Below are 14074 nucleotides of genomic sequence, written 5' to 3'. Positions count from 1 at the left end.
ATCAATACCGGTAATGGTCGGACTTGAAGGGGCCTTCCGGCGCGACGCCGATATAGGCGGCCTGTTCGGGCGACAGCTTCGACAGCTTTGCGCCGACCTTGTCCAGATGCAGGCGGGCCACCTTCTCGTCCAGCGCCTTCGGCAGGATGTAGACGCCCGGCTGGTATTCGTCGCCCTTGGCGAACAGCTCGATCTGCGCCAGCACCTGGTTGGTGAAGCTGGCCGACATCACGAAGGACGGATGGCCGGTCGCGTTGCCCAGGTTCAGCAGACGCCCCTGGCTCAGCAGGATGATGCGATTGCCCGAAGGCATCTCGATCATGTCCACCTGGTCCTTGATGTTCGTCCACTTGTGGTTGCGAAGCGCGGCGACCTGGATCTCGTTGTCGAAATGGCCGATGTTGCCGACGATGGCCATGTTCTTCATCTCGCGCATGTGTTCCAGTCGGATCACGTCGCGGTTGCCGGTGGTGGTGATGAAGATGTCGGCGGTCGCGGCAACCTCTTCCAGCGTCACGACCTCGAACCCGTCCATGGCGGCCTGCAGCGCGCAGATCGGGTCGACCTCGGTCACCTTCACCCGCGCACCCGCACCCTGAAGGCTGGCGGCCGAGCCCTTGCCGACGTCACCATAGCCGCAGACGACGGCGACCTTGCCGGCCATCATCACGTCGGTGGCGCGGCGGATGCCGTCGACCAGCGACTCCTTGCAGCCGTACTTGTTGTCGAATTTCGACTTGGTGACGCTGTCGTTCACGTTGATCGCGGGGAAGGGCAACAGGCCCTTCTTGTGCAGGTCATAGAGCCGGTGGACACCGGTTGTCGTTTCCTCGGACACGCCGCGGATCGCGTCGCGCTGCCGGGCGAACCAGCCCGGCGTTTCCGCGATGCGCTTGCGGATCTGGGCGAACAGCGCCTCTTCCTCCTCGGTCTGGGGCACGGCGATCAGGTCGGTCTCGCCCGCCTCGACCCGCGCGCCCAGCAGGATATAGAGCGTCGCGTCGCCGCCATCGTCCAGGATCATGTTCGCGGTGCCTTCCGTGAACTGGAAGATGCGGTCGGTATAGGTCCAGTACTCGGGCAGCGTCTCGCCCTTGATGGCGAAGACCGGCACGCCCGACGCCGCAATGGCCGCCGCCGCATGGTCCTGGGTCGAATAGATGTTGCACGATGCCCAACGGACATCGGCACCAAGGGCGGTCAGCGTCTCGATCAGGACGGCTGTCTGGACGGTCATGTGCAGGCTGCCCGCGATGCGCGCGCCCTTCAGCGGCTTGCTGTCGCCGTATTCGGCCCGCAGCGCCATCAGGCCCGGCATCTCGATCTCCGCGATGTCCAGTTCCTTGCGACCGTAATCGGCCAGCGCGATGTCCTTGATGATGAAATCGGTCACGGCTGCTCTCTTGTCATTCCCAGGTTGTGCCCGGGATAACGCAAGCCCATGCGGACCGAAAGGGGCTAAACGGTCACGCCCCGGCCCGGTTCGGCTGACTGCTTCGGGCCATGCGCAGGACGAAATCATGGGCCAGCCTCTTCGACGTCTCCAGCGGTGGCGTGTCGGGGACCCATTCGGCCATGCGGCCGTCCACGATCATCCGTGCAAGGCCATATGCGAAGCTGCGGGCGGACAGCACCATCAGGGGAATATCCTCCTTGGGGTGCAGCTGGCCATTCTCCTGCGCACGCGTCAGCATCCGGGCCATCAGGTCGGTAACCGAGTCGACATAGCGGCGTAGGTCGGACCGGGCCAGCATGCCCACCATCCGGTGGTCCGAGATCAGCCGGAACTGCGCCTGATGCGTGTCCGCCCAGTCCAAGTAGGCGTCGCCCAAGGCGCAGAACTGGTCGACCGGGTCGTTGGGATCGGCGCGTACGACAACCCTGGTGCAGGTGTCGATCAGGATGACCAGCGCCTGTTCCACGACCGCGGCCATCAGCGCGTCCTTGTCGGAAAAGAGCCGCGTCAGGTTCTCTACCGGCTCGTCCAGCGCGGTGGCCACGTCTTCAAGGCTGAGGCTGCAGGCCTGCTGTCGCTCGATCAGGATGATGGTCATGTCGATGGCGCGTTCGTGCAGCGCCCGGGGACTGGCAGGAGCTTTCTTCGAAGGCATTTCGTATTCCCATCAGACGCGGAAATGGCGGTGCTGAAACAATGAAACATTGACCTTGCGGGTCATGAACAGGGTGTGGGTGCAATGCGACCCGCGTGGCTGAAAACATGGCTTGGCGCGATCGGCGAGATCATCTTAGCACGAGATGACGCGATCGTGAGCCATAATTCCGATGTCGCATGAAAAAACGCCGCAGGCTGGCACCTGCGGCGTTTCGGTTGCATCATCGGTCGGCATCAGCCGTCGGCGCGGGCCTGGCGCTTGCGTTCGTGCGGGTCCAGGTGCCGCTTGCGCAGGCGGATGTTCTTGGGCGTGACCTCGACCAGTTCATCGTCGTTGATATAGGCGATGGCCTCTTCCAGCGACATGCGGACCGGCGGCGTCAGGCGCACCGCCTCGTCCGTGCCAGAGGCGCGGACGTTGGTCAGCTGCTTGCCCTTCAGCGGGTTCACTTCCAGGTCGTTGTCGCGCGAATGCTCGCCGATGATCATGCCCTGATACAGCTGCTCCTGCGCGCCGATGAAGAACTTGCCGCGATCTTCCAGCTTCCAAAGTGCATAGGACACCGAAACGCCGTTCTCCATCGAGATCAGGACGCCCTGGCGGCGGCCCTGGATCGGACCCTTGTGCGGGGCCCATCCGTGGAAGATGCGGTTCAGCACGCCGTTGCCGCGCGTGTCGGTCATGAACTCGCCCTGATAGCCGATCAGGCCCCGCGCGGGCACATGGGCCACGATGCGGGTCTTGCCGACACCGGCGGGACGCATCTCGACCAGGTCGCCCTTGCGCTCTCCGGTCAGCTTTTCGATCACCACGCCGGTATAGTCGTCATCGACATCGATGATGACTTCCTCGATCGGCTCCATCCGCTGGCCGTCTTCCTCCTGGAAGATCACGCGGGGGCGGCTGATCGACAGCTCGAAGCCTTCGCGGCGCATGTTCTCGATCAGGACGCCCATCTGCAGTTCGCCGCGACCCGAGACGACAAAGGCCTCGCCGCCGGGGGTGTCCTCGACCTTGATGGCGACGTTGACCTCGGCCTCGCGCATCAGGCGCTCGCGGATGACGCGGGACTGGACCTTCTTGCCGTCCTGGCCGGCCAGCGGGCTGTCGTTGATGCCGAAGGTCACGCTGATGGTCGGCGGGTCGATCGGCTGCGAGGGCAGGGCGGTTTCGACCTCGGGCGCGCAGAGCGTGTCGGCCACGGTGGCCTTGGCCATGCCTGCGATGGTGACGATGTCGCCGGCCTCGGCCAGGTCGATCGGGGTCTGGGTCAGGCCCCGGAAGGCCAAGATCTTGCTGATGCGGAACTGCTCCAGGCGCTCTCCGTCCCGCGCCAGGGCCTTCAGCGTGTCGCCGGCCTTGGCGGTGCCCGCCTCGACGCGGCCGGTCAGCAGGCGGCCCAGGAAGGGGTCGGCGCCAAGCGTGGTGGCCAGCATCTGGAACGGCTCGTCGCGACGGGCGATCTGCTTGGGCGGCTCGACATGCTTCAGGATCAGGTCGAATAGCGCCGACATGTCCTTGCGGTCTCCGTCCAGCGTCGCGTCGGCCCAACCGCCGATCCCCGAGGCATAGACATGCGGGAAGTCCAGCTGATCGTCGCTGGCGCCGAGATTCGCAAAAAGGTCGAACACGTCGTTCAGGACCTCGTCGGGCTCGGCCGCAGGCTTGTCGACCTTGTTCAGCACGACGATGGGTCGCAGCCCCAGGGCCAGCGCCTTCGAGGTGACGAACTTGGTCTGCGGCATCGGGCCTTCGGCGGCATCGACCAGCAGGCAGACACCGTCCACCATCGACAGGATGCGTTCGACCTCGCCGCCGAAATCGGCGTGGCCGGGCGTGTCAACGATGTTGATGCGCGTGCCCTTCCATTCGACCGAGGTGGCCTTGGCAAGGATGGTGATCCCGCGCTCTCTCTCAATGTCGTTGCTGTCCATCGCGCGCTCCGCGACGGCCTGGTTTTCGCGGAACGACCCCGACTGACGCAGCAGCTGGTCCACCAAGGTGGTCTTGCCGTGGTCGACGTGGGCGATGATGGCGATATTGCGGATATCCATGGCGGCCTTCTTTCGGGTTCGCGGCTGCCCTAGCGGATCAGCGTCCCGAAAGCCAGCCCGCAATTGGCACGGGCCCCTGCCAGAATGGCAAAGGCCCGTATCCGGTGGCCGCAAGCCAGTCGCGCGCCGGTCGGGCGCGCGGGGGCGTCAGCGCAGGCCCAGGAAGGACAGGATGAACAGCACGACGACAACCAGGCCGACGATATAGATGATCGAGTTCATGATATTCCCCTTTAGGTTCCGATGCCTGCACCAAGCCCTTCCGGCTGGCGATCCGCGGCATGTCATCACCGCAACGGTGCGGAGGCGGGGGCGGTTCCCGCCAGGAACAGGAAAAGCTTCGGCTGTTTCCGGCGTATGATCGCGGCGAAAGCTGGTTCCGCCCAACACCGCGGCACCTCGCAGGCCGCTGGACAACTCTGCCCTCGACGCCTGCAGCGGAACATGCTTCACCGTTGCCACCAAGGCGACGGATACGGCAATGCGCGGAGCGGACACGGTGACAGGGTTTTTGTTCAGCTGCGTTGATCTCGAGGATCGCATCCCGGCGCGGCATCCGGCTCGCGCAAGATCCGGACCGTCGTCAAGGATGCTCTGCGTTCCCTGGATGCCGGGTGCGACCAACTCTATGCGGAGGCCGTCCTTCGATCGCATCGAAGCGGCTGATCCGGGCAGCCTGTTTCAGATCCTCTGCTCGATCCGATCCGAACGGCAGCTCATGGAGCAGATGGATCACAACCTGCTGTTCCGCTGGTTCGTCGGCCTCGGGATCGACGATGCCGTCTGGGGTGAAGGGCGCCCGAAAGTCTGTCCAGTGGATAGATTTCAGCCCTGACCGGGCGAAGCCCTGGGTCGCAGGCCCACGGTCTCCACCAGGAGCCGCGACCGGCTGCTGACCACGGACATGTCCGGCAAGATCATGGCCGCCATCCTGACGCATCGCGAGGTGGCGCCGTTGTTGTCGGACGATCACTTCTTGGACGACGGGACACTGGTGAAGGCATGGCGTCGATGACGAGTTTCCAGCCCAAGGACGAGGCAAAGCCGGACCGGGACGACGGCCCCCGGCGACCCGCCGAACATCTCCGGTCCCGATACGCCTTCCCACCAGCCCAGCCCCGAGACCGAAGCCATGATCCGCCCCGCCCGCCGCAACCGCAATGCCGAAGTCGATCTCCGCGGCGAACGACGGTCCAACGCGACGCATGCCTCGGTGACAGATCCGGATGCCCGGCTGTTCAAGAAGTCGCCTGGCGCCGGGGCCATGCTGTGCTTCATGGGGCATAGCCTGATGGAGAACCGCTCGGGGCTCATCGTGCAGGCCGACCTGACGCAGGCGGGTGCCATGCGGAGCGACAGGCCGCGCTCGACATGCTTCACCGTCACTCGCGTGGATCGACCGGACGCCTGACACTGGCAGCCGACCGCGGCTACGACAGCGCCAATTTCGTCGCCGAACTACGCCAGATGGTGGTCACGCCACATGTCGCGCGGAAATACCAATATTCCGCCATCGACGGGCGGACAACCCGGCACGGTGGCTATGCCAAGTCACAGCGGCGCCGGAAGAAAAATGAGGAATCCTTAGGGTGGGCGTAAACCGTCGGAGGCATGGCGCAAACCCTCTATCGCGGCATTGAGCGCGTGAGGGCCCGCTTCACCCTGACGACGAAGGCCTGCAACCTGGCGACACTGCCGAAGCTGCTCGGCGCGTGAGCCGGAAGTCGGCGCCAAAAGCTTCCCATGAACAGAAAACCCGCGCCCAACCCGAAGCCACAAGAAAACTGTCCGCGCGCGCCGGGCTTTTTCAGCGCCCTGCTAGTGCGGCAAGCGGCCCTGCGCCTCGTGCAGCCATTGCAGGCCGCGGGCGGTCTGGCGCAGCGGCGTGTATTCGGCGGAAACCCAGCCAGGGTACCCGATGTCATCCAATTCGCGAAAGAACGTGATGTGGTCCTGGGTGCCGCTGTCGGGTTCGTGCCGGCCGGGATGGCCCCCCACCTGGACGTGGCGGACCAGCGGCGCGACCTTCCGCCAACAGGCCAGCATGTCCCCTGTAAGCGCCTGCGCATGATAGGTGTCAAACTGCAGGCCCAGGTTCGGCGTGCCGATGCGCCGGATGACTTCGACTGCAAGGTCGTAGTCCTGCAGGAAATAGCCGGGCATGTCGGCGGGGTTCAGCGGCTCGATCGTCAGGCTGGCATGGGGCGCACGCTCGCAAGCCCAGGCCAGGTTCGCGATATACGTCTCGAGCGCGGCAGGTCCCTCGGCACGTCCGGCCATGACATGGATGTAGCGGGCGCGCAGGGCCTGGGCCACGCGCAGGCTCCGTTCGAAATCGCGGCGGAACCGCTCCTCAAGGCCGGGCTCGGCCGCAAAGCCCCGCGGGCCGCCGGCCCAGTTCGGCGGTGGCGCGTTGATCAGCACGATCTCCAGCCCCGCGGCAAGGGCTGCCCGATAAAGTTCGGGCGCGGCGATGTCATAGGGGAACAGGATCTCGGCCCCCTGGAAGCCGGCTTCGGCGGCTGCCGTGAATCGCTCCAGCATCGGGAGCTCGGTGAACAGCATCGTCAGGTTTGCGGCAAACCGCGGCATCACGGCTCCAGTGCGAAGAACTGCCCGCCGGACCGGATGCCGGTGCGCCCGTCCGGCGCCGTTTCCGCAGCGGCGGCCAGCCGATAGAAGGTCTTGCGGTCGATCAGCGCCTCCAGCCCCGCGCGGACATGGACATAGGGGCGGGGCACCTTGGCATCGCCGCGCATGACCACCGGGTGGTCCGGCCCCGCCGTCACCCGGTCGCCGACATTCGTCGTGAAGGTGATCCTGTCAGGGGCGATGTCCGCGTCGACTGCCAGAAAGGGCGCATCCTTGACCCGGATGCCGACCTTCTCGACCGGGGTGACCAGGAAGAAGCGGTCGTCCTCTCGCTTGAGGATGGTGGAGAACAGCCGAACCATCGCGGGGCGGCCGATGGGCGTTCCCTCATGGATCCAGGTGCCGTCGGCGCGGATCTCCAGGTCCATCTCTCCGCAATAGGGCGGGTTCCACAAGTGCACGGGGGGCAGACCGCCCTTGCCGGCCTTGCTGGCGGCCTCGGCCAAGCCCTCGGCGCTCACGCTATTGTCACCGTTTTCCGCCATTGGATCTGGTCGCCTCCGTGCCGGTTGCCTATGCTCTGCTTAAAGCAGCGGAAGGGCATTGTCATGACGTCGGACGAAATTCTGGTGCAAGAGGTGCAGGGTCTGTCCGCGCGTCTGGCCGAAGCGCGCCAGAGCACGGAGCGGCGGTTCGTCGGTCAGCACGACGTCGTGGAACAGGTGCTGGCTGCGATCCTCGCAGGCGGGCACGCGCTGCTGATCGGCCAGCCGGGCCTTGGCAAGACGATGCTGGTGGACACGCTGTCGACGGTGCTGGGTCTCGACAGCCGCCGCATCCAGTTCACCCCCGACCTGATGCCCGCCGACATCCTGGGCTCCGAGGTGCTGGACGCGCTGCCCGACGGCAGCCGCGCCTTCCGCTTCATCGAGGGTCCCGTCTTCACGCAGCTGCTGATGGCGGACGAGATCAACCGCGCCAGCCCACGCACCCAGTCCGCACTGCTGCAGGCCATGCAGGAGCGAGAGGTCACGATCAGCGGCCAGCACCGCCCGCTTGGCCGCCCGTTTCACGTCCTTGCGACCCAGAACCCGATCGAGCAGGAGGGGACCTATCCCTTGCCCGAGGCGCAACTGGACCGCTTCCTTCTGCAGATCGACGTCGACTATCCCGACCGTGACACCGAACGCCAGATCCTGCTGGCGACGACCGGCATCGAGGAGGGCGCCCCCCATGCCGCCTTCGCGCCCGAGGATCTGATCGCCGCGCAGCGCCTGATCCGCCGGATGCCGGTGGGCGAATCCGTGGTCGAGACGATCCTGGACCTTGTCCGCGCCGCCCGTCCGGGCGCGCCCGAGTCACCGCAGTTCGTGACCGAGTCTCTGGTCTGGGGGCCGGGGCCGCGCGCCGCTCAGGCGCTGATGCTGGTGACGCGGGCGCGTGCGGTGCTGAACGGCCGCTTCGCGCCGACGCTGGACGACGTGGCCGCGATGGCGGCGCCCGTCCTGCGCCACCGCATGGCGCTGTCTTTTGCGGCCCGTGCGCGCGGCGAGACGGTGAACGGCGTGATCGCGCGACTGCTGGACGACCGGGCCGCGGATCGCCGCGCCGCATGAGCCTGTCTCCGGTCGATCTGCGCGCCCGGGCCGAGGCTGCATCCGGCCACCTGCCGGGCCTGATCCTGTCGGCCGAACGCCTGGCCGCGATGGTCGCGCCCGGTGCCCATGGCTTGCGCCGCGCCGGACCGGGCGAGGATTTCTGGCAATACCGTCCCGCGGCACAGGGCGACACGGCGCGCAGCATCGACTGGCGCCGCTCGGCCCGGTCGGACGCGCAGTTCGTCCGTGACCGAGAGGCGCAGACGGCGCAGTCTGCCGCCATCTGGTTGTCGCGCAACCCGGGCATGGACTTCGCCGGCGGTCCCGACCGCCCTACCAAGGCGGAACGCGGCCGCCTTCTGGCGCTGGCCGTGGGCATGCTGATGCTGCGCGGAGGCGAGAAGGTCGCCCTGCTGGGCCAGCCGCCCCGCGCCGGGCGGCTTCAGGCCGAACGGCTGGCCGAGGGGCTGCTGGCCCCGGGCGACACCAATCCGGCCGCCGCCCTGCGGCCGCAGATGCGGGTGGTGGTGCTGTCGGACTTCCTGTCCGACCCTTCCTGGGTGCAGGCGCTGCTGACACAGGCTGCCAGCCTCGGCACGATGGGGGTGCTGCTGCAGGTCCTCGACCCGGACGAAGCGACCTTCCCCTACGACGGCGCAGTGGAGTTTCGTGCCCCCGCCGGCGGGATGCGCCATGACAGCCGGGATGCCGGCGGACTGCGCGACGCCTATCTTCGGCGGCTGGCCGACCGGCAGGACTGGGTGGCGGCACAGGCACGGCAGGCGGGCTGGCAGTTCGGCACGCATCTGAGCGACGCCGATCCGGTCGAGGCGCTTGGCTGGCTGTGGCAGGCCTTGGGGCAGGGGACCCGCTGATGCTGCTGCTGGGGCCTCTCGGGTTCGCCGCGCCCTGGGTGCTGGGGGCGCTGGTTGCGCTTCCGGTCCTGTGGGTGATCCTGCGCGCGATGCCGCCAGCGCCGCGGCGCATCGTCTTTCCCGGCGTGGCGCTGCTGGCGGGGCTGGCGGACTGCAACCCGGTAGCGCAACGCACGCCCTGGTGGCTGCTGCTGCTGCGCCTTGCCGCGGTCGCGGCGCTGATCCTGGCTTTCGCGGGACCGGTGTGGAAGCCCGTCCGGCAAGCACCCGCCGACGGGCCGCTGCTGGTCGTGATGGACGCGGGCTATGCCGCCGCGCCCGACTGGTCCGCCCGCCAGACGCGCGCCGACCGCGCCCTGGCCGACGCCGCGGCTGATGGCCGTCCCGCCGCCCTGCTTCTGGCCGACGGGCAGGCGGATGCCGTCCTGGCCTTTCAGCCCGCAGACAGCCTTCGCGCGGGCCTGCGGGGGGCGCAGCCGGTCTCGTGGCCCTCGACCCTGCCCGAGGACGCGCAGGCCGCGCTGGCGGATGCGCCCGAGGGTCGGCTTTCGACGCTGTGGCTGGCGGACGGGACGGACTATGCCAACCGCCCCGCCTGGCTGCAGGCGCTGGCGGATCGCGGCCCGGTGACGGTGGTTCCGCCGTCGCGTCCGCTGCGGACACTGTCCTTGGCCGAGGGCGAGACGCCGTCGCTGACGCTGCGCGCAATCGACGATGCCGCGCCCACGATCGAGGCCATCGGCCCCGATCCGCAGGGTATCGAGCGCGCGCTGGCGACGCTGACGCCGGGTGATCCATCAGTGCACGAGGGCTTGACCGTTCGCCCCGTCGCCATCGACCTGCCGCCCGAGCTGCGCAACCGCATCACCCGGTTCCAGGTCCAGGCCGAGGGTCATGCCGGTGCCGTCGTTCTGGCCGACGACCGGGTGCGGCGGCGCAAGGTGGGCCTTGTGGGCGACCCCGCCGACCAGGCCGAAGGTCAGCGCCTGCTGGCCCAGACCCATTACCTGCGCCAGGCGCTGGCGCCGACGACCGACCTGGTCGAGGGGGCGCTTGGCGACGTGCTGGACACGGCGCCGGATGTCATCATCCTGGCCGACCAGGTCCAGTTGGCGGAAACGCCCGAACTGGCGGACTGGGTCCAGCAGGGCGGCCTGCTGATCCGCTTCGCCGGTCCACGCATGGCCGGCTATGACCGGCTGATGGAGGAGCCGCTGTTGCCCGTCGCGCCGCGTCAGGGCGGCCGCGACATCGGCGGCGCGCTCAGCTGGGGCGATCCGCGAGGACTGGCGCCCTTTCCTGCCGACGGGCCCTTCGCGGGCCTGACGCTGCCGGACGAGGTGACGGTCAGGGCGCAGCTGATGGCGCAACCCTCGCCCGATCTCTCGGAACGGACCATCGCATCGCTGTCGGACGGCACGCCTCTGATTACCCGCGACAGGAATGGCCAGGGGCAGGTGGTGCTGGTCCATGTCACCGCCAACGCGGAATGGTCCAACCTGCCGCTCTCGGGTCTTTTTGTCCGGATGATGGAGCGTCTGGTCGCGACCGCGCGCCTATCGCCCTCGGAGGAAGCCGCCGAGGATCGCGTCCAGCCGTTCTGGACACCCCAGACGGTGCTGGACGGTTTCGGCCGCCCCGCGGACCCTACCGACCTGGTGCCCGTCGCGGCCGAGGATCTGGATAGGGGTCCAGGTCCCGGGCATCCGGCGGGTATCTATGTCGCCGGAGAGCGACGGCAGGCGCTGAACGCGGGCGGTCCCTTCACGCTGGCCGACTGGCCCGGCGCCACGGTCGAGGATGTCCGCGCCACGCCCGGTCGCGACCTCAAGGGCCTGCTGCTGGCCGCGGCGGCGCTGATGCTGGCGCTGGATGCGCTGGGGTCGGTGATGGTGGCGCGGGGCGGCAGGCGGGGCGGCGGGGCGGCGCTGGTCCTGCTGCTGGCGCTAATGCCGGCGCCGCGCGTGTCGGCCCAAGAGATCGACGCCGACCTGGCCCGTGCTGCCGATGAGGTCGCGCTGGCCTACATCATCACCGGCGACAGCCGCGTGGACGAGGCGTCCGAGCAAGGTCTCTGGGGCCTGTCGCTGGCCCTGCGTCAGCGGACCTCGGTCGAGCCGGGGCGCCCCATCGGCATCGACCTGGACCAGGATGACCTGTCGCTGCTGACCTTCCTTTATTGGCCGGTGACGGAATCGCAGCCCGCGCCAAGCCCGCAGGCCTATCTGCGGCTGAACGACTTCCTGCGGTCGGGCGGGATGATCCTTTTCGACACGCGCGACGGCGACGTGACCGGGGTGGGCGGTCCCGACATGTCGGGTGCGCTGCGCCGGTTGGCCGCACCGCTGGACATCCCGCCGCTGGCGCCGGTCCCTGACGATCACGTCCTGACACGGACCTTCTACCTGCTGTCGGATTTTCCGGGCCGTTGGCAGGGCAACCCCGTCTGGCTCGAGGCGCCGCCGCTGACAGCCGAGACAGAGGCCGGTGCTCCGTTCCGGCAGCTGAACGACGGCGTCAGCCCGGTGGTGATCGGTGGCAACAGCTGGGCCGAGGCCTGGGCTGTCGACGACGACGGCTATTCTGTCTTCCCGATCGGCAGCGGATGGGAGGGCGAGCAGCAGCGCGAGATGGCCTATCGCTTCGGCATCAACCTGATCATGTACGTGCTGACCGGAAACTACAAATCCGACCAGGTGCACGTTCCTGCACTGCTTGACCGCCTGCGGATCGAGGAGATCCTTGCGCCATGACCTCCTTGACCCAATTGCGCTTCGACCCGGCCCTGCCGTGGTGGGCGATCGCCGTTTTGACAGTCCTGGCGGCGCTGGTGGCGGGCTTTGCGCTGTGGCGGGGCCTGCGCGGATGGGCGTGGCGCGGTCTGGCTGGGCTTGCGGCGGCGCTGGCGCTGGCGGGTCCGGCGCTTGAACTGGGCACCCGCGCGGGTCTGAGCGACATCGTGATCCTGCTGGACGACCGATCCTCCAGCCAGGACCTGCCGGAGCGGGCCGGGCAGGTCGATCAGGCGGTCGAGGCGCTCTCGGCGCAGCTTGCGGCGCTGCCGGCGACCGACCTGCGGCGAGTGACGGTGGGCGACGATCCGGACGGGACGCTGCTGGCGACCGCCCTGGCGCGCGCCACCGCGGCCGAGCCAGACTCCCGCCTGGCCGGCGTGATCGCCCTGACCGACGGGCGGCTGCACGACCCCGCGATGCTGCCCGCCGATCTGCCCGCGCCGCTGCACGTCCTGCTGACCGGCCAGCCCCAGGACTGGGACCGCCGCCTGGTCATCGAGGAGGCCCCTGCCTTCGGTCTCATCGACCAGGAGGTGACGATCCGCCTGCGGGTCGAGGACCAGGGCGCCGTCCCCGACGCCAGCCGCACCGGCAGCGTGAACCTGCGCCTGTCGCTGGACGGAGAGGACGAGCAGACCATCGCGGTCCCGATGAACACCAGCCTGACGCTGCCGGTCGTGCCGACCCATGCGGGACAGAACGTCGTGCAGATCGCGCTGGACGCCCAGCCCACCGAACTGACCGACCGCAACAATGCCGCTGCGATCAGCATCAACGGCGTGCGCGACCGTCTGCGGGTGCTGCTGGTGTCTGGGGAACCCCATGCGGGCGAACGGACCTGGCGCAACCTGCTGAAGTCCGACGCTGCCGTCGACCTGATCCACTTCACCATCCTGCGCCCGCCCGACAAGTTCGACGGCGTTCCGGTCAGCGAGCTGTCACTGATCGCCTTCCCAACGCAGGAACTGTTCCTGGACCGGATCGACGATTTCGACCTGATCATCTTCGACCGCTATCGTGTGCGGGGCATCCTGCCGCCGGACTATTACGCCAACATCGCGCGATATGTGCAGGAGGGTGGCGCGATCCTTGTCTCGGCCGGTCCCGAGATGGCCTCGGTCGAGAGCCTGAACCTGTCGCCCCTGGGACAGGTCCTGCCCGCGCGTCCCACCGGTCGCGTCATCGACGAGCCGTTTCTGCCCCGCCTGACCGACGACGGACAGCGCCACCCGGTAACCGCCGGCCTGCCAGGTGCCGGCGAAGATCCCGACTGGGGCCGCTGGCTGCGCATGGCCGAAGTGACGCCGGACCCCGGCGCGCAGGTCGCGATGACAGGGGCCGAGGACAGCCCCCTGCTGATCCTCGACCGCGTCGGTGAGGGCCGGGTGGCGCTGCTGACCTCGGACCAGGTGTGGCTGTGGGGGCGCGGCTTCGAAGGTGGCGGCCCGCAGCTGGAGCTGCTGCGCCGCATCGCCCACTGGTCAATGAAGGAACCCGAGCTGGAGGAGGAGGCCCTTCTGGCCGACGTGCGGGACGGGCTGGCGGTCCGCTTCACCCGCCGCACCATGGCCGAAACCGCGGGGCCGCTGGTCGTGAGCCATCCCGACGGCAGCACGACCGAGGTTCCGCTGACAGAGGATGGGCCAGGCCGCTTCACCGCCGACTGGACGGCTCCCGAACCCGGACTCTATCGCCTGCAGGACGGCGATTTGCGGCGGGTGCTGGCGCTTGGCCCCTCGGCCCCGCGCGAGTTCGAGGAGACGGTGGCCGACGCCCCCCTGCTGACGCCGCTGGTCGAGGCGTCGGGGGGATCCGTGCAGCGCCTGTCCGATGGCATTCCCGATCTTCGGCAGGTTCGTGTCGGCCGTGCCACCAGCGGCGCGGGCCTTGGCGGCAACTGGATCGGGATCACGCCACGCGACGCCGCCACCGTCACCGGCCTTGAACGCCGCCCGCTGCTGCCGGGATGGGCGTGGCTGGCGTTGATCGCGGGCCTGATCCTGGCCGGCTGGCTGGCCGAGGGTCGGCGGGGACGCGCCTGAGCGC

Annotated in this window: 9 protein-coding genes and 1 pseudogene; 5 read left to right on the top strand and 5 right to left on the bottom strand. The window is 68.3% G+C overall.

Annotation, left to right across the window (positions count from 1 at the left end):
- Nucleotide 1 precedes the first annotated feature (1 nt).
- The 3 genes from ahcY to typA all read right to left on the bottom strand — a co-directional run bounded on the left by ahcY (nucleotide 2) and on the right by typA (nucleotide 4168).
- A complete protein-coding gene (gene ahcY / locus OC159_RS08520) occupies nucleotides 2-1393 on the bottom strand; it encodes an adenosylhomocysteinase (protein WP_265500722.1) in 1392 nt (463 codons plus the stop codon).
- Nucleotides 1394-1466: 73 nt separating this feature from the next.
- Nucleotides 1467-2111 carry a TetR/AcrR family transcriptional regulator gene (locus tag OC159_RS08515; protein WP_265500721.1) on the bottom strand — a complete coding sequence of 215 codons (645 nt, stop codon included), beginning with the start codon at nucleotides 2109-2111 and terminating at the stop codon, nucleotides 1467-1469.
- A 236-nt stretch (nucleotides 2112-2347) separates the two neighbouring features.
- On the bottom strand, nucleotides 2348-4168 hold the full coding sequence (typA, locus tag OC159_RS08510) for a translational GTPase TypA (protein WP_265500720.1): 1821 nt from the start codon (nucleotides 4166-4168) through the stop codon (nucleotides 2348-2350).
- Nucleotides 4169-4649: 481 nt separating this feature from the next.
- Between typA and OC159_RS08505 the strand changes: the two are divergent.
- A pseudogene (locus tag OC159_RS08505) lies at nucleotides 4650-5884 on the top strand (IS5 family transposase).
- Nucleotides 5885-5986: 102 nt separating this feature from the next.
- Here the strand turns inward: OC159_RS08505 and OC159_RS08500 are convergent.
- Together OC159_RS08500 and OC159_RS08495 are read right to left on the bottom strand one after the other, a co-directional pair.
- Nucleotides 5987-6733 carry a hydroxypyruvate isomerase family protein gene (locus OC159_RS08500; RefSeq protein WP_322626720.1) on the bottom strand — a complete coding sequence of 249 codons (747 nt, stop codon included), beginning with the start codon at nucleotides 6731-6733 and terminating at the stop codon, nucleotides 5987-5989.
- A gap of 26 nt (nucleotides 6734-6759) precedes the next feature.
- On the bottom strand, nucleotides 6760-7305 hold the full coding sequence (locus OC159_RS08495) for a DUF1285 domain-containing protein (protein WP_265500718.1): 546 nt from the start codon (nucleotides 7303-7305) through the stop codon (nucleotides 6760-6762).
- A 63-nt stretch (nucleotides 7306-7368) separates the two neighbouring features.
- On the opposite strand from OC159_RS08495, the gene OC159_RS08490 reads away from it, so the two are divergent.
- The 4 genes from OC159_RS08490 to OC159_RS08475 are packed head-to-tail and all read left to right on the top strand — an operon-like array spanning nucleotide 7369 to nucleotide 14070.
- Nucleotides 7369-8376, top strand: a complete 1008-nt coding sequence (locus OC159_RS08490) for an AAA family ATPase (protein WP_265500717.1) — start codon at nucleotides 7369-7371, stop codon at nucleotides 8374-8376.
- Entirely contained in the window at nucleotides 8373-9233 is an 861-nt protein-coding gene (locus OC159_RS08485; protein WP_265500716.1) for a DUF58 domain-containing protein, read from the top strand. The genes OC159_RS08490 and OC159_RS08485 overlap by 4 nt, the downstream gene beginning before the upstream one ends.
- Nucleotides 9233-11986, top strand: coding sequence for a DUF4159 domain-containing protein (locus OC159_RS08480; protein ID WP_265500715.1), 2754 nt, complete (start codon nucleotides 9233-9235; stop codon nucleotides 11984-11986). Before OC159_RS08485 ends, OC159_RS08480 begins: the two co-directional genes overlap by 1 nt.
- A complete protein-coding gene (locus OC159_RS08475) occupies nucleotides 11983-14070 on the top strand; it encodes a hypothetical protein (protein WP_265500714.1) in 2088 nt (695 codons plus the stop codon). Before OC159_RS08480 ends, OC159_RS08475 begins: the two co-directional genes overlap by 4 nt.
- Nucleotides 14071-14074: the final 4 nt, after the last annotated feature.

It is taken from the genome of Paracoccus beibuensis (genome assembly GCF_026162625.1).
Classification (GTDB): Bacteria; Pseudomonadota; Alphaproteobacteria; order Rhodobacterales; family Rhodobacteraceae; genus Paracoccus; species Paracoccus beibuensis.
Note: the sequence above shows the minus strand (reverse complement) of the source record. Positions and strands in the feature narration are given on the sequence as shown.